This window comes from Streptococcus oralis, from assembly GCF_018448765.2.
In the GTDB taxonomy this organism is placed as follows: Bacteria; Bacillota; Bacilli; order Lactobacillales; family Streptococcaceae; genus Streptococcus; species Streptococcus oralis_BM.
The window spans coordinates 173,570-190,056 of record NZ_JAHCMC020000001.1; the positions used below are offsets into that span (position 1 = coordinate 173,570).

Genomic DNA, 16,487 nt, shown 5'->3' on the forward strand with positions numbered 1-16,487 from the left:
TTGATTGAGCATGGCTTACTTGACACGAGGTTTACACTTGCTTAACAAGATCAGTCCTATAAAAAGTGTTGTGAAAACTGAACTAGGTGATTCAAGATTTTGTAGAGTCGTCTTGGTTTGAAGGATTCTCAAGACCAATCACTTTATCAAGATAACGTTGTTTGGTTTTGAGAACCTTGTTGATAGCAATCGCTGAAGCAATCAAGAGAACGAAGGTCAGCCAAATCCAGACGGTGAATTCAGCTGGGAAACTAGAACCAGCTAAAAAGAGATAGATAGCAAGAGCCAAGACGAAAATATAAATCACTTGCCAGAGGCCATAGGATTTAACCTCTTTATAGTATTTGTCCTTGTCTTCCTCCAAGATTACTTCTGAGGAACCTTTTTTCAGAGTTTTCATCCAGTAGTAGATAGTCCGTTGTCACTTGAAAAATCTTACTTAATTCAATGATTTTTTCGATTTCTGGAAGGACTTGTCCAGACTCCCATTTGGAGATGCTTTGCCGAGAAACATTGATTTGTTCAGCTAGCTTTTCCTGGGACCAACCTTTTTCCTTTCTGAGCTCAAATAGTTTTTCTGCGAGTTTCATCATTCTATCCTCCTTTTTCTACCTCTATCCTAACAATTTTTACTTATAATGAGAATACAATCTCCTGTACTATTTGTCAACCAGAGGTTGCACCTTTTGTTGCAGTCTGTCTTGGGGAAATATGGTATACTAGATAGGCAAAATAAGGGAGAAAAAATTATGTACGAATATTTAAAAGGAATCATTACCAAAATCACTGCTAAATATATTGTCCTAGAGGCGAATGGTATCGGTTATATCTTGCATGTAGCCAATCCCTATGCCTACTCAGGTCAGGTCAATCAAGAAACTCAAATTTATGTGCACCAAGTTGTTCGTGAGGATGCCCATCTGCTTTATGGTTTTCGATCAGAAGACGAGAAGAAGCTCTTTCTCAGTCTGATTTCAGTATCTGGGATTGGTCCTGTATCAGCTCTTGCTATTATTGCTGCCGATGACAATGCTGGCTTGGTTCAAGCCATCGAGACTAAGAATATCACCTACTTGACTAAGTTTCCCAAAATTGGCAAGAAAACAGCCCAACAGATGGTGCTGGACTTGGAAGGCAAGGTAGTCGTGGCTAGTGATGACCTTCCTGCCAAAGTCGCTGTGCAAGCGAGTAATGAAAACCAAGAACTGGAAGAAGCTATGGAAGCCATGCTGGCGCTAGGCTACAAGGCAACAGAGCTCAAGAAAATCAAGAAATTCTTTGAAGGAACGACGGATACAGCTGAGAACTATATCAAATCTGCACTTAAAATGTTGGTGAAATAGGAGAATAATATGCCAAAACGTTGTTCGTGGGTAAAAATGAATAACCCTTTATATGTGGCCTACCATGATGAAGAGTGGGGACAGGCTCTTCATGATGACCGCGCCCTTTTTGAGTTGCTTTGTTTGGAGACCTATCAGGCTGGTCTGTCTTGGGAAACGGTGCTAAACAAGCGCCAAGCTTTCAGAGAAGCATTTCATGACTATCAAATTCAAGTGGTCGCAGAGATGACGGATGCAGAGTTGGAGGCCTTGTTAGACAATCCAGCCATCATTCGAAATCGAGCCAAGATTTTTGCTACGCGTGCCAATGCCCAAGCATTTTTACAGGTCCAGAAAACCTACGGTTCCTTTGATGCCTATCTCTGGTCTTTTGTCAATGGGCAAACCATCATCAATGATGTCCCTGACTATCACCTAGCACCTGCTAAAACAGCCCTGTCTGAAAAGTTATCTCAAGATCTCAAAAAACGAGGCTTCAAGTTTACAGGTCCAGTCGCTATTTTATCTTTTCTACAGGCTGCAGGTCTGATAGATGATCATGAGAATGATTGTGAGTGGAAAAACGGAAATTAGTGAGTGCAGGCGTCTAATTATCTGAGAATATAGAAAAAAGCTGAGAGATTTATCTCAGCTTTTTGATTATATGCTAGTAATTTTTATAGTGCAGTAAGAAATGTCAGTCCACCTAAGACAACGCCAGCTGAGTTTGGAATAATTAGTATCCAATCCTTCTTAGGTTCTTTTGTCCATCCGTAAATAACCCAAATTAAACAAGATACTGCTGCGGATAAAGGCTGGAATGGTTGAGCTTTGTTGCCTTGTAAATTGGCAAAAATTTGTGGGATGTAGGCGATAAATACAATAATTCCGATAAAGGCCCCGATTGAACCGACAATTTGATTTATTTTTTGTTTAGTCATATATACCTCCTTCAAAAATATATCATAGAAATTAGCGAAATGCAATAAATTCAGACACAAATTGTAACGAAAATCAATACAAAAGCACAAAAATGGAGAAATTGTTTATTTTTTGTTATAGTCAAAGCGAATGACTTGGTCCTGTGCATCCACATAAGCATGAACGCCAAAGGGCACAATGGCTCTTGGTGTTGCGTGGCCAACATTTAGATTATAGACAATCGGGATATTGTTATCAATGATATCCAATAGTGCCTCTTTATAGTCGTCATAGAAAGTTTCATCCATAGGTTTTCCGACCAAGAGTCCACTAATGATCTCAAATACCCCAGTTTCTTTCAAAGCCTGTACCATCTTTTTGAAGTTTTCCGGCTCAGGCTTTTCTTCGCTTGTTTCTAACAAGAGAATCTTTCCTTCCCAGTCGGATAAGTCAGGGAAAAGTTTGTACTTTTGGCAGAGCTCCGTGCTGTCTGCGTATCGAGAGTTGTCAAAGATATCATAGAGAGATTCAAGGCAACCTCCGAGAATTTCTCCCTCAAACTGGGCATTTCCTTGTAACAAGTCAAAACCTGTATTTACATGACTGACTCGAGCTGTTCCCAGAGCCTTGGGACTAAAATCAGTCCGTTCCTCATACCAAAGGTCGCTAGGGCGGATTTCTGAGATTCTCCCAGTCTCGATCAGTTCTTTAAAGTAGTGGAGGCTATAGGGCAACATTTCTTTGTCTAACTCACAAATGTCCGCTAGAAAGGATTGGCCGTAAAAAGTCTTGATTCCTAGTTTATGCAACATGAGATGGTTCATGGTCGTATCCGAGAAACCGAGAAAAATCTTTGGTTTGATAACCTTTTGTAGTTGGTCATTTTCAAAAAGATAAGGTAGCAAGCGATAGGTATCATCCCCACCGATGGCGCATAGGATCATGTCGATGCTATCGTCCGAAAAGGCCTGCATCAAATCCTCTGCACGCGTCTCGGGATGATCCTTGATAAAGTCCAAGCCCTTTAGCGAATGGGGCAAGAAGACAGAATTGAGTCCCAGATCCTTGAGACGCTGGACACCTAGCTCCACTTCGTGTTTGACAAAGTCTTCTCCAATAATGCCACTAGACAAGCTCACGATACCAATAGTAGAAACCATATCTCATCCTCCTAGAAATTGATTGAGCCTATTTTATCACAAAAGGTGAGAGAAAACTACAATAATGAGACTCAGAAGTGCTATTGAATCTCAAGAAAGCAGGAAAAAAAGCAACCGCCTTTGCAGTTGCTTTTCGTTTTTCTAATCTCTAATCTCACTAGATATGAGTTACTTGGTCAACTCTTGATTATAGGAGAGAGCTAAATCAATCCAGTAAGGAAGTTCTTTTTGACCTTCTATATCTAGGTCTATATAGCCATGATAACGTCGCCCTCTCATCAATGTAGTATGAGCTCCTATTCGGGGTAGAACTTGCTTTTCCATTTCTTTGCCAATTCTCACCATAACCAGTTCGTCCTTTCTGGAACTGACTGTAAGGACCATTTTCCCACGAATCATAAAGGCCAGGCCACCAAACAGTTTCTTTTCTTCTAACTCTTCTTCGAAAATTTGGGGAGGAAGTTTGAGTGCTAGAATTTTTCGAATCTGCTGAGCTAAAGATTGACTATATGCCATAGCTTTTCACTTTTCTTAATAGCGTGATGGACCCGCACTTGCACTTCGGATATTGAAACGTTTCTTGAGATAGAAGCGAAGAGCGAGAAGGGCAGCTCCCAGGATAGCCAAAGGCAATGGAGCAAGGACTGGATTGAGGCTGGCTGGTAGGAAGCTAGTTCCAAAGAAAACGGCTAACCAAAGGACCATCGAAGCTAGGATAACGAGCACAGATTTCCAGAAAGGAGGTCGCTGGCTACGCTCCATATCGGGTCCATAATAGCGGTAGACAAAGTAGTACATCAAGTAGAAGGCAAGTCCTCCTACAAGTCCAACCAACAAGAGGGTAATCACCCCATAGCCAATAGCCTGATCTGTAGAGAAGAAGGTAGTTAGAGCGCTAATCAATGCAAAGAGGCTGGTGATGAAAAGGGCTGAGTCCATAATCATGAGTTTTGGATCGTCATTTTCTTTTGGATGCTCTTTTTCGTATTGCTCCTTGACAGTGAAACTATGAGCCCAGTGGGTTGGGGCCCCGTAGAGGGAACGAGCTGTCGTTCCTTTGGCTTGCTCTTCAAGGATTTGGGGAATGACTTCCTCAAAGACAGCCTTGATTTCAGCGTCTGTTTTACCATCTTTGATGAATTGTTGGGTAGCGATGTGGATAAACTCTTGGTTTTTCTTGGTTAATTTTTGTAAATCAATCTGAGACATAGGGATTCCTCTTAGAACCATTTTTTATGGATGAGATAGAGAGTGAGCGAGACACTCATAGCAAAGGCGATAAAGACGATTAACCAGAAGGCGTGGGGCTCGCCATTAAGTGGGATTTCATTATCCTTAAAGTTCATCCCATAGGCAGAGAAGATCATAGTTGGGATAGACATGACGATGGTCACGAGAGCCAGGGTCTTCATGATGTTGTTCTGGTTGTTGGAAATGATAGAGGCAAAGGTCTCTGTCATAGAGTGAAGGACGTTTCCATAGATATCTGCCATCTCGATGGCCTGTTGGGTTTCAATCAGGGTGTCTTCGAGCAGATCTTGGTCCTCTAGGTATTTCTTGATATTGCTAGTTGCGCTAGTCAATTTCTTAATCACGCGCTCGTTCGTCTTAAGTGAGGCCTTGAAATAGACGATGGTCTTTTCCAATTCCATGAGCTCGATCAGTTCTTCGTTTCGAGTGGATTTGTGAAGTTGACTTTCGATTTGTTCGCTCTTACGGTCAATCGAACGAAGGGCAGTCAGGTAAAGCTCTGCGTTGCGATAGAGAATCTGGAAGATAAAACGTGAACGCATGAAGGTGTAAAAGTTACGCAGTCTACGGTTGATAAAGACATCGAGAACTGGGAGGGCTTCCAAGCAGGTAGTGATAATGGTTTCCTCGGTGATGATAATCCCTAGCGGAATCGTTACGTAGTAGGTGCGATTGTTTCTTTCCTCTGTGATGGGAACGTCCACGATGATCAAAGTGTACTCATCTTCGATGGTAATACGGGACATTTCTTCCGCATCGAGCGGTGCTCGGAGGTCGGTGATGTCGATATCGAAGGCGTTGGCGATTTCCAATGATTCATTTTGTGTAGGATTGACGAGGTTGATCCAAGTACCCGGTTCAAGCGTGTCGATCTCTTTAAATTCAGTTGGTGTTGAGAGAAAAACTTGTTTCATATCCCCTATCCTTTCCTACTATTCAGTGATTCATTTTTTGCACCGTACTATTATACTATAAAAACAGCTTTTTGGGTAATAGAATTTCACATTTTTTGGTATAATGGAAAGCAATAATGGACTAGAAAGAACAAAGATGCAAGATAAAATTGTGATTCATGGGGCACGTGCCCATAATTTAAAAAATATTGATGTGGAGATTCCGCGAGACAAGCTGGTTGTTGTGACTGGTTTGTCAGGGTCTGGGAAATCCAGTCTGGCCTTTGATACCCTCTATGCTGAGGGCCAACGTCGCTATGTAGAGAGTCTATCAGCTTATGCTCGCCAGTTTTTGGGCAATATGGAAAAACCAGATGTGGATGCCATTGATGGCCTTAGCCCGGCTATTTCCATTGACCAAAAAACAACTAGCAAAAATCCTCGTTCGACCGTGGGAACGACGACTGAAATCAATGATTATCTGCGTCTCCTCTACGCACGTGTGGGGACGCCTTACTGTATCAACGGGCACGGGGCCATCAAGGCCTCTTCTGTAGAGCAAATCGTGGATAAGGTCTTGGAGTTGCCTGAACGTCAGCGTTTGCAAATTTTAGCTCCTATCATTCGTAAGAAAAAAGGGCAACACAAGAGCGTCATTGAAAAGGTTCAGAAAGACGGCTATGTCCGCGTCCGAGTAGATGGGGAGGTCTATGATGTGACTGAAGTGCCAGAGCTGTCTAAGAGCAAGCAACACAATATCGATGTTGTGGTCGACCGTATTGTTATCAAGGAGGGTATCCGTAGCCGTCTCTTTGACTCCATTGAGGCTGCCCTTCGTATCGCAGAAGGCTATGTGATTATCGACACCATGGACGATTCTGAATTGCTCTTCTCTGAGCATTATGCTTGCCCAGTTTGTGGTTTTACTGTACCAGAGTTAGAGCCTCGACTCTTCTCCTTCAATGCTCCTTTTGGCTCTTGTAGCGAGTGTGACGGTTTGGGCATCAAGCTGGAGGTGGATACTGATTTGGTGGTTCCTGATGCCAGCAAAACCTTGCGTGAGGGTGCCCTAGCACCTTGGAATCCTATCTCATCCAACTACTATCCAAACATGCTAGAGCAGGCCATGACAGCCTTTGGAGTGGACATGGATAAGCCTTTTGAGGACTTGTCAGAAGAAGATAAAAACTTGATTCTTTACGGCTCAGATGGCAAGGAATTCCATTTCCACTATGAGAATGAATTTGGTGGTGTGCGCGATATCGATATTCCTTTTGAGGGAGTTGTCAATAATATCAAGCGTCGTTACCATGAAACCAATAGTGACTACACGCGCACCCAGATGCGCCTCTACATGAATGAGCTGACCTGTGGAACTTGTCACGGCTACCGTCTCAATGACCAGGCCTTGTCTGTCCGTGTGGGTGGTGAGCAAGGGCCACATATCGGTGAAATCTCAGATTTGTCTATCGCAGACCACTTGGAATTAGTGAGTCAGTTGACCTTGTCTGAAAATGAAGCCATCATCGCCCGTCCTATTCTCAAGGAAATCAAGGATCGATTGACCTTCCTCAATAACGTGGGGCTCAACTATCTGACGCTGTCGCGTTCGGCAGGTACCCTTTCAGGTGGGGAGAGTCAGCGTATTCGCTTGGCAACCCAGATTGGGTCTAACCTATCAGGTGTCCTTTATATCCTGGATGAGCCGTCGATTGGTCTTCACCAGAGGGATAATGACCGCCTGATTGCCAGCTTGAAAAAGATGCGTGACTTGGGCAATACTCTCATCGTGGTGGAACACGATGAGGACACCATGCGCGAGGCGGATTATCTGATTGACGTTGGTCCGGGTGCTGGTGTTTTTGGTGGGGAGATTGTCGCTGCAGGAACTCCCAAACAGGTGGCTCGCAACAGCAAGTCCATAACAGGTCAGTATTTGTCAGGGAAACGTGCCATTCCAGTGCCAGAAGAGCGCCGTTCCGGAAATGGTCGTTTTATCGAGGTGACAGGAGCGCGTGAGAACAACTTGCAAAATGTCACGGCTCGCTTCCCATTAGGAAAATTCATCGCGGTGACAGGTGTATCGGGTTCAGGAAAATCGACCTTAATCAACAGCATCCTCAAAAAAGCTATTGCCCAGAAGCTCAACCGCAATTCAGACAAGCCTGGTAAGTTTAAGACGATTACAGGGATTGAGCATGTAGACCGCTTGATTGACATTGATCAGAGCCCTATCGGACGAACGCCAAGGTCTAACCCTGCTACCTATACGGGAGTTTTTGACGATATACGTGACCTTTTTGCCCAGACAAATGAGGCCAAGATTCGAGGCTACAAGAAGGGCCGTTTCAGTTTCAACGTCAAGGGTGGTCGTTGCGAAGCCTGCTCAGGTGACGGGATTATCAAGATCGAGATGCACTTCTTGCCAGATGTTTACGTGGCTTGTGAGGTCTGCCACGGGACCCGCTACAATAGTGAAACCCTTGAAGTCCATTACAAGGAAAAAAATATCTCGCAGGTCTTGGACATGACCGTCAACGATGCGGTGGAATTCTTCCAACACATTCCCAAGATTCAGCGCAAACTTCAGACCATCAAGGATGTGGGGCTAGGATATGTGACCTTGGGACAGCCAGCTACCACCCTTTCTGGGGGAGAAGCCCAGCGTATGAAGTTGGCTAGCGAACTCCACAAACGCTCGACAGGAAAATCTTTCTACATTCTGGATGAGCCAACGACAGGGCTTCATACAGAGGACATCGCTCGCTTGCTCAAGGTCTTGGCTCGCTTTGTCGACGATGGTAATACAGTCCTCGTCATCGAGCACAATCTAGACGTTATCAAGACAGCAGACCATATTATCGACCTGGGTCCTGAGGGCGGTGTCGGTGGTGGTACGATTATTGCTACTGGTACACCAGAGGAAGTTGCTGCCAATGAAGCCAGCTACACAGGACACTATTTGAAAGGAAAGTTACATCATGAATAAACGTGTACAAGCATTTCTAGCTAAAATGCAAGAAAAAGAACTAGATGGAATCATTATCAACAACCTTAAAAATGTCTACTATTTGACAGGATTTTGGGGCTCAAATGGAACAGTCTTCATCAGTCGTGACCGTCAGGTCTTGGTGACAGATTCTCGTTATATTATTGCAGCTAAGCAAGAAGTAACGGGTTTTGAGATTGTGGCTGACCGTGATGAATTGGCTGTCATTGCAGGAATTGTCAAGGACATGGGTTTGTCTCGCATCGGTTTTGAGGATGAGATTTCGGTGTCTTATTATCACCGTATGCAGGCAGCATTTGAAGGTTTGGAATTGCTTCCTCAAACGCAGTTTGTTGAGGGTATTCGTATGATCAAGGATGAAAAGGAGATTGCGACTATTCGCAAGGCTTGTTCTATCTCAGACCAAGCTTTCCGCGATGCACTTGACTTTATCAAACCTGGAAAAACTGAGATCGAAATTGCCAACTTCCTTGATTTCCGTATGCGGGAGCTAGGAGCATTTGGCTTATCCTTTGATACAATCCTAGCAAGTGGTATCAACTCTTCCAAACCCCATGCCCATCCAATGCACAAACCAGTAGAGCTGGGAGAAGCAATTACCATGGACTTCGGCTGTCTCTACGATCACTATGTCAGCGATATGACACGTACCATCTATCTAGGCCATGTCAGTGACGAGCAAGCAGAAATCTACAACACAGTTTTGAAAGCCAACCAAGCTCTGATTGACCAAGCCAAGGCAGGTCTAGGTTTCCGTGACTTTGACAAAATCCCTCGTGATATCATTGTGGAAGCAGGCTATGGAGAATACTTTACACATGGTATCGGACACGGTATCGGACTGGACATCCACGAAGAACCCTACTTTAGCCAAACTTCGAAAGAAGTCATTAAATCTGGTATGGTCTTGACTGATGAACCGGGTATCTATATTGAAGGTAAATACGGGGTTCGTATTGAAGATGATATCCTGATTACAGATAGCGGTTGCGAGTTATTGACACTTGCTCCAAAAGAATTGATTGTTATCTAAAAAATGAGATAAATCGTTGACTTTTATATTTTAAAGGTTTATACTGATAGACGAAAACGGTAGGTGAGGCTACCATAGGGATACGGATGACTACCGCAAAGCAGTGGAGACACTACTCGTTGGTCAACAGTCCTGGTCGCGAAGGTCAAGACTAAGCTCATTACATTGCCCTATGGAGTTAAAGCTTGAACGAAAACAGATAATGAGTTTTTAGTCCTACCATTTTATGGTGGGATTTTCTACTGTTTTAGAACAAGGAAAGGAGACAGACGATGCAAATTGACGATCATCCAGAACCGCACATACACAGCCAATCGCTGATTTGTGTCGTTCTGCCCTCATAAAGTGATTGGTCTCTGTGTATGAAACACATCATTCATACAGATAGGAGAAACCAATGAAAATTACAAAAGAAAGATTAGCAGCAGCTATTCATACACCTTTAAACGAAACTCTATCTTTTTACAAGACAAGTCTAACAGGCTTAACTGAGGAACAGATAGAAAAGAATCGTGATTTATATGGCGAAAACACCATCACAAAGGGTCAAGAAGACAGTATCCTTAAAAAGATTTACGAATCTATTATCAATCCATTTACAATCATCCTCCTGGTCATCGCTATGATCTCCATGGTGACCAATGTCTGGTTGGCGAAGCCTGGACAAGAAGATCCGACGACCTCTATCATCATCGTTGTCCTAGTCCTCATTTCTGGTGGCATTCGATTTGTCCAAGAATTGCGAAGTGACAAAGCTGCGACCAATCTTTCAAAAATGATTGTGAATACAGCTACGGTTATTCGCGAAGGCCAGAGTTTAGAGGTCGCGATTGAGGATTTGGTCGTTGGAGATATAGTCAAATTGAGTGCTGGAGATATGATTCCGGCAGACCTCCTTTTGATTGAATCACGTGATTTCTTTGTTCAACAGTCTGGCTTGACAGGTGAAAGTGATTCGGTTGAAAAATTGGCTTTGTCAAAAATGAGTCAGTCAAATTTTGATAGTCTGCTAGAAGCAGAAGCGCTCGCCTTTATGGGAACCAACGTGATATCAGGAAGTGCCAAGGCTTTGATTCTAGCAGTTGGTGATGACACCATGATGGGGGAAATAGAGCAGACTCTCAATACTTATGACGAGCCTACCTCTTTCGAACGGGATATGAATAGTATCTCCTGGCTTTTAATCCGCTTGATGTTGGTCATGGTTCCCATCGTATTTCTTTCCAATGGTTTGACGGATGGAGATTGGTTAGAGGCTGGCGTATTTGCTTTGAGCGTGGGTGTCGGGCTTACACCTGAGATGCTTCCCATGATCATCACGGCCAGTCTAGCAAAAGGCTCCATTATCATGGCCAAGGAAAAAGTCGTCATCAAAAAACTCAATGCCATACAAGATCTAGGTGCTATTGATATCCTGTGTACGGATAAAACTGGAACCCTTACCCAAGACGAAATTGTCCTTGAATATCCTTTGGATATACATGGAGATTTGGATTTATCTGTGTTGAGACGTGCCTATCTCAATTCCTATTTTCAAACCGGTTTGAAAAACTTGATGGATCGTGCCATTATCAGTAGAACTGAAAAAGAAGCTAAAGAACACGCTATTCTACAAAATTTGGATACTAGCTTTCAAAAAATAGATGAATTGCCCTTTGATTTTGAACGCAGACGGATGAGTGTCATCGTCAAGGATGAGAACGAAGTTGTTAGTTTGGTAACCAAGGGTGCCCTAGAGGAAATGCTTGCGATTTCAACCCATGTGGAATATCAAGATCAGATTAGCCCTCTGACGGATGATATCCGAGTGGAAATCTTAAAAGAAGTGGACCAACTCAATCAACAGGGCTTACGAGTCTTGGGAGTCGCTTATAAAACAGGTTTAAAGGAAGGTTTTGCTTACTCTGTTGAAGATGAAAAGGAGATGATTCTAACAGGATATCTTGCCTTCCTAGATCCACCAAAACCATCTGCAGCCCCTGCTATCCAAGCTTTATTAGAGTATGGTGTTCAAACCAAGATCTTGACTGGGGATAATGAGAAGGTAACCCAAGCAGTATGCGAAAAAGTTGGTTTAGACGTTGATCAAATCTTGTTGGGTTCTGATATTGATGCCATGACGGACGAAGAGTTGTCCCAAGCAGTTGAGAAGGTGACGGTCTTTGCCAAACTCTCTCCGGATCAAAAAGCACGAATCATTTTACAAATCAAATTGAATGGACACTGTGTCGGCTATATGGGAGATGGGATCAATGATGCCCCTTCTATGAAAGTAGCAGATGTGGGGATTTCTGTTGATACAGCAGTAGATATTGCCAAAGAGACAGCTGATGTCATTTTGCTGGATAAGGATTTGATGGTGCTTGAAAAAGGTCTGGTTGAAGGACGCAAAGTCTATGCCAATATGACCAAATATATCAAGATGACGGTTAGCTCTAATTTCGGGAATATTCTTTCACTCTTAGTGTCTGGTATCTTTTTACCTTTCCTCCCTATGGCTCCGATTCACTTGATTGTGTTAAACCTAGTCTATGACCTTTCTTGCATCGCCTTGCCATTTGATAATGTGGATGAAGACTTTTTGAAGCATCCTCATAAGTGGGAAGCCAAGTCCATTACTCGCTTTATGATTTGGATGGGTCCGATTTCTTCTGCCTTTGATATTTTGACCTTTATCTTGCTCTATTTTGTCATTGTCCCAATGACGACAGGTCATGCTTATGTTCACGGAGCAGAGTCTGCAACGGGCTTTATCATCCTGTTCCAGACAGGTTGGTTCATTGAATCCATGTGGTCCCAAACCATGGTCATCCATATGCTTCGTTCAGCAAAACTCCCTTTCTTACAAAGCCGTCCGTCATGGTTGGTTCTTGGGACAACCTTGCTAGCAGCTAGTTTTGTGACCTTCCTTCCCTATTCTGCAATTGCTAACCTCCTTCGTTTAACCCCTTTGAAACCAATTTATTTCCTCTTTTTGCTTTTGATAATTACTCTTTATATGATAAGTGTTACAATTGTGAAACGAATCTATATCAAAAAATTTAGAAGTTGGTTATAAATTGAATTTGTCAAGAAAAAAGTACGAAAATCGCGAAAAAAGTTAAATTTTTTTAAAAATAGGTCGCAAGTCGGATGCTTTTTATGGTATAATAGACTAAACTGATAGTAACATGTAGCGAAAGGGGTAGGTACATGATCAAAATTTATACAGTCTCAAGTTGTACTAGCTGTAAAAAAGCGAAAACCTGGCTCAATGCCCACCAGTTAAGTTATAAAGAACAAAATCTCGGTAAAGAAGGAATTACAAGAGAAGAGTTATTAGATATTCTCACGAAAACAGATAATGGAATTGCCAGTATCGTTTCGTCAAAAAACCGCTACGCTAAGGCACTTGGAGTTGACATCGAGGATTTGAGTGTCAATGAAGTGCTCAACTTAATCATGGAAACACCACGGATCTTAAAGAGTCCGATTCTCGTTGACGAGAAGCGCCTGCAAGTCGGCTATAAAGAAGATGATATCCGTGCCTTCTTGCCACGCTCTGTCCGTAATGTAGAAAATGCAGAAGCACGTCTACGTGCAGCTCTATAAAACATCAAGGCTGGGAGTGACTCCTGGCCTTGTTTGCTCTTTTGTTTTGAAATCATGTGAGGAATTATGAAAAAGTTACTAATTGCTAGTTTTGCTATTCTCTTTTTGCTTGCGGGATGTGGGCAAAAAAAGGAAACCCCTGCTGCTTCCACAACAGCATCTGACCCCATCCAATCAAACCTTCCCGTTTTGGACAATGCCGAAAAGAATACGGTTGTCACCAAGACCTTGTTGATGCCGAAGTCAGAAAATGGAACGCAGCAGATTCAGACCATTACCTATAAAGGCAATCAATTTTTGACCTTGACCATCCAGCAAAAACGACCTGTCGGGGATGAACTCAAGAACTTTATCTCTGAAAATGGCCTAGAGGAGACGCAAAAAGCGCTTCAAGAAGCTGAAGAGAAGGATGAGACCATCCAAGAGGCACGCAAACTAGCAGGATTTACACTGGAAACCAAGCTACTCAGCGAGACCGAAATCCAGACAACAACGACTTATGATTTTCAAGTATTGGATGTCAAAAAGGCATCTCAGATCGAATATTTAAAAAATATCGGTCTTGAAAATCTCTTAAAAAACGAACCTAGCCAATATATTGCAGACAGAGTGGCAAATGGGGCGACAGAACAATAGAAAATCCAAATTAATAGACTGACTTATTTGTAGAACGTCAGGGAATGTGCTATAATAGTACTATTCTAAGGAAAGAGGGTGTTAGAATGGGATTTACTGAAGAAACTGTACGGTTTAAATTGGATGATTCCAATAAGAAAGAAATTAGCGAAACATTGACAGATGTTTATGCTTCTTTGAATGAAAAGGGTTATAATCCGATAAATCAAATCGTCGGTTATGTATTGAGTGGAGACCCTGCCTATGTTCCTCGTTACAACAATGCACGAAATCAAATCCGTAAGTATGAGCGCGATGAAATTGTTGAAGAATTGGTACGCTACTACCTTAAAGGACAAGGAGTCGATCTATAATCTATGAGAATTATGGGATTGGACGTTGGTTCAAAAACAGTGGGTGTTGCCATTAGCGATCCCCTAGGCTTCACTGCTCAAGGCCTTGAAATCATCCAGATTAATGAGGATCAGGGCCAGTTTGGTTTTGACCGTATCAAGGAATTGGTTGACAGCTATAAGGTGGAGCGCTTTGTAGTGGGTCTGCCCAAAAACATGAACAATACCAGCGGTCCGCGAGTAGAAGCCAGTCAAGCCTATGGTGCCAAGCTAAAAGAACTCTTTGGTTTGCCAGTAGACTATCAGGATGAGCGTTTGACAACGGTCGCTGCGGAGCGTATGTTGATTGAACAAGCAGATATCAGCCGTAACAAACGCAAGAAAGTTATTGATAAGTTGGCTGCTCAGCTGATTTTGCAAAATTATTTAGATAGAAAATTTTAAGACAGAGGAGAAACTATGTCACACGATCACAACCATGACCACGAAGAACGTGAATTGATTACACTAGTAGATGAGCAAGGAAATGAAACCTTGTTTGAAATTCTTTTGACCATCGACGGGAAAGAAGAATTTGGTAAAAACTATGTTCTTCTAGTGCCAGTTAACGCAGAAGAAGATGAAAATGGTGAAGTTGAAATCCAAGCCTACTCATTCATCGAAAATGAAGATGGAACAGAAGGCGAATTACAACCAATCCCAGAAGACTCAGAAGACGAATGGAACATGATTGAAGAAGTCTTCAACAGCTTTATGGAGGAGTAAAAACATCCAGTGGATGTTTTTAGCCCTGCGCCAGAAATTAGAAACGCAGGAACGTCCGGGGGATATTTTTTACCCCAGTTCCTTTAAATAAGAGAGAACTGGTAAGTCCGGGGGACGTTTTTACCCCACGTTGAAATTCATAGTAGCTAGTGATTAGCTAACCAGGTAAGAGGTTGGGATTTTAGTCCCGACCTCGCTTTTTATTTGTAATCATACTTTGATACGGTAGTTGATTGGACTTTTGTTAAGGAGACATGTATGTTTGAAGTAGAAGAATGGCTTCATAGTCGGATTGGTTTAAACTTTAGATCTGGTCTTGGACGAATGCAGCGAGCTGTGGATTTGTTGGGGAATCCTGAGAAGACTTATCCCATTATCCACGTAACAGGGACTAACGGTAAAGGGTCAACTATTGCCTTTATGAGGGAGTTGTTTGTCGTCCATGGTAAAAAAGTTGGTACTTTTACCTCTCCTCATATCATTAGTATCCATGATCGAATCTGTATCAATGGACAACCGATCGCAGATGAAGACTTTATCCGTATAGCTAACCAAGTCAAGGAGATGGAGAAAACTCTTTTAGAAACACATGACCACTTGTCTTTCTTTGAGTTGTTGACCCTGATTGCCTTGCTTTACTTTAAAGAGCAGGAAGTGGATCTGGTTCTTCTAGAAGTGGGGATTGGTGGTTTGCTTGACACGACTAATGTCGTAACAGGCGAGATTGCAGTTATTACTTCGATTGGTCTAGATCATCAGGAGACCTTGGGCGATAGTCTGGAGGAAATAGCAGATCAGAAAGCTGGTATTTTCAAGTCTGGCAAGAAGGCGGTCATTGCTAAGCTTTCTCCAGAAGCAGAGCTTGTCTGCCAAAGTAAAGCGAGAGAGTTAGACGTAGACCTTTATCAAACCGGGCAAGACTTCACCTTAAATGCGGGGGATTTTTCAAGTAAGCTAGCAAGTTTTTCACGGCTTGAAATCGGGTTGGAAGGTGCCTATCAGCAAGAAAATGCCTCCTTGGCTTTACAAACTTTCCTTCTGTTTATGGCGTCAAGAGGTGAACGGGGCGAAGAAGAGCTTGTCAGACAGGCCTTGAAAGAGACCCACTGGGCCGGTCGATTGGAACGGATTCGTCCGCATATCTACCTAGATGGGGCTCACAATCTTCCAGCCTTGACTCGTCTGGTCGAGTTTATCCAAGGGAAAATTCAGCAAGGATACCAGGTTCATGTCCTTTTTGGTGCTCTTAAACGCAAGGATTATCAGGGGATGCTAGGCTATCTAACGGAGCAGTTGCCTCAGGTGGAACTTAAGGTAACAGGCTTTGACTACCAAGGCTCTTTAGAAGAAAGCGATGTTTCTGGTTATAAACTGGTTGACTCTTATCGTGATTTTATCAGCGAATTTGAAGAAAATGCCAATGATCAGGACCTGCTTTTCGTAACGGGCTCCCTCTACTTTATCTCGGAAGTGCGAGCAAGTTTGGTAGGAAGCGATGAGATTAGTTGACCTTCTAGGTTTAGGTTGCTATACTCTAGCTAGGAGGTATATCTGGAAACGATTTCAGCAAAAC

General features: G+C 42.9%; 16 protein-coding genes, 1 pseudogene and 1 riboswitch. Of the genes and pseudogenes, 11 read left to right on the forward strand and 6 right to left on the reverse strand.

What is annotated here, in order from left to right:
* Positions 1 to 91 precede the first annotated feature (91 nt).
* Positions 92 to 590, reverse strand: a pseudogene (locus tag KIH88_RS00850) (helix-turn-helix domain-containing protein).
* A gap of 159 nt (positions 591 to 749) precedes the next feature.
* Here KIH88_RS00850 and ruvA point away from each other — a divergent pair.
* Complete coding sequence (ruvA, locus tag KIH88_RS00855; RefSeq protein ID WP_042767653.1) at positions 750 to 1,343, forward strand: Holliday junction branch migration protein RuvA; 594 nt, start codon at positions 750 to 752, stop codon at positions 1,341 to 1,343.
* 9 nt (positions 1,344 to 1,352) lie between these two features.
* The gene (locus KIH88_RS00860) at positions 1,353 to 1,916 is read left to right on the forward strand and encodes a DNA-3-methyladenine glycosylase I (protein WP_213988580.1); all 564 of its coding nucleotides are present in this window, start codon (positions 1,353 to 1,355) and stop codon (positions 1,914 to 1,916) included.
* An 83-nt stretch (positions 1,917 to 1,999) separates the two neighbouring features.
* On the opposite strand, the gene KIH88_RS00865 is transcribed toward KIH88_RS00860, so the two are convergent.
* From KIH88_RS00865 to KIH88_RS00885, 5 genes are all read right to left on the reverse strand, one after another.
* Complete coding sequence (locus tag KIH88_RS00865; protein ID WP_000166112.1) at positions 2,000 to 2,263, reverse strand: SemiSWEET family transporter; 264 nt, start codon at positions 2,261 to 2,263, stop codon at positions 2,000 to 2,002.
* Positions 2,264 to 2,368: 105 nt separating this feature from the next.
* Positions 2,369 to 3,403 carry a S66 family peptidase gene (locus KIH88_RS00870; protein ID WP_213988579.1) on the reverse strand — a complete coding sequence of 345 codons (1,035 nt, stop codon included), beginning with the start codon at positions 3,401 to 3,403 and terminating at the stop codon, positions 2,369 to 2,371.
* Between the two features lie 168 nt (positions 3,404 to 3,571).
* Positions 3,572 to 3,919 (reverse strand): hypothetical protein, encoded by a 348-nt coding sequence (locus tag KIH88_RS00875; RefSeq protein WP_213988578.1) that lies wholly within the window; start codon positions 3,917 to 3,919, stop codon positions 3,572 to 3,574.
* A gap of 15 nt (positions 3,920 to 3,934) precedes the next feature.
* Complete coding sequence (locus KIH88_RS00880; protein WP_213988577.1) at positions 3,935 to 4,612, reverse strand: DUF1129 domain-containing protein; 678 nt, start codon at positions 4,610 to 4,612, stop codon at positions 3,935 to 3,937.
* An 11-nt stretch (positions 4,613 to 4,623) separates the two neighbouring features.
* Positions 4,624 to 5,568 (reverse strand): magnesium transporter CorA family protein, encoded by a 945-nt coding sequence (locus tag KIH88_RS00885; RefSeq protein ID WP_213988576.1) that lies wholly within the window; start codon positions 5,566 to 5,568, stop codon positions 4,624 to 4,626.
* A 136-nt stretch (positions 5,569 to 5,704) separates the two neighbouring features.
* Between KIH88_RS00885 and uvrA the strand changes: the two genes are divergently transcribed.
* From uvrA to KIH88_RS00930, 9 genes are all read left to right on the forward strand, one after another.
* Positions 5,705 to 8,536 carry an excinuclease ABC subunit UvrA gene (uvrA, locus tag KIH88_RS00890; protein ID WP_213988575.1) on the forward strand — a complete coding sequence of 944 codons (2,832 nt, stop codon included), beginning with the start codon at positions 5,705 to 5,707 and terminating at the stop codon, positions 8,534 to 8,536.
* Positions 8,529 to 9,590, forward strand: coding sequence for a M24 family metallopeptidase (locus KIH88_RS00895; RefSeq protein ID WP_213988574.1), 1,062 nt, complete (start codon positions 8,529 to 8,531; stop codon positions 9,588 to 9,590). The genes uvrA and KIH88_RS00895 overlap by 8 nt, the downstream gene beginning before the upstream one ends.
* A 51-nt stretch (positions 9,591 to 9,641) precedes the next feature.
* Positions 9,642 to 9,795, forward strand: a riboswitch (M-box (ykoK) riboswitch).
* A gap of 192 nt (positions 9,796 to 9,987) precedes the next feature.
* Positions 9,988 to 12,648, forward strand: a complete 2,661-nt coding sequence (gene mgtA, locus KIH88_RS00900; RefSeq protein ID WP_213988573.1) for a magnesium-translocating P-type ATPase — start codon at positions 9,988 to 9,990, stop codon at positions 12,646 to 12,648.
* Between the two features lie 134 nt (positions 12,649 to 12,782).
* Positions 12,783 to 13,181, forward strand: a complete 399-nt coding sequence (gene spx, locus KIH88_RS00905; RefSeq protein ID WP_000591165.1) for a transcriptional regulator Spx — start codon at positions 12,783 to 12,785, stop codon at positions 13,179 to 13,181.
* A 66-nt stretch (positions 13,182 to 13,247) separates the two neighbouring features.
* A complete protein-coding gene (locus KIH88_RS00910; protein ID WP_000734683.1) occupies positions 13,248 to 13,817 on the forward strand; it encodes an SP0191 family lipoprotein in 570 nt (189 codons plus the stop codon).
* Positions 13,818 to 13,903: 86 nt separating this feature from the next.
* Positions 13,904 to 14,170, forward strand: coding sequence for an IreB family regulatory phosphoprotein (locus KIH88_RS00915; RefSeq protein ID WP_000507060.1), 267 nt, complete (start codon positions 13,904 to 13,906; stop codon positions 14,168 to 14,170).
* Between the two features lie 3 nt (positions 14,171 to 14,173).
* Positions 14,174 to 14,593 (forward strand): Holliday junction resolvase RuvX, encoded by a 420-nt coding sequence (ruvX, locus tag KIH88_RS00920; protein ID WP_009729674.1) that lies wholly within the window; start codon positions 14,174 to 14,176, stop codon positions 14,591 to 14,593.
* Between the two features lie 15 nt (positions 14,594 to 14,608).
* Positions 14,609 to 14,914, forward strand: coding sequence for a DUF1292 domain-containing protein (locus KIH88_RS00925; RefSeq protein ID WP_000017624.1), 306 nt, complete (start codon positions 14,609 to 14,611; stop codon positions 14,912 to 14,914).
* A gap of 258 nt (positions 14,915 to 15,172) precedes the next feature.
* Positions 15,173 to 16,423, forward strand: a complete 1,251-nt coding sequence (locus KIH88_RS00930) for a bifunctional folylpolyglutamate synthase/dihydrofolate synthase (RefSeq protein ID WP_213988572.1) — start codon at positions 15,173 to 15,175, stop codon at positions 16,421 to 16,423.
* Positions 16,424 to 16,487 lie beyond the last annotated feature (64 nt).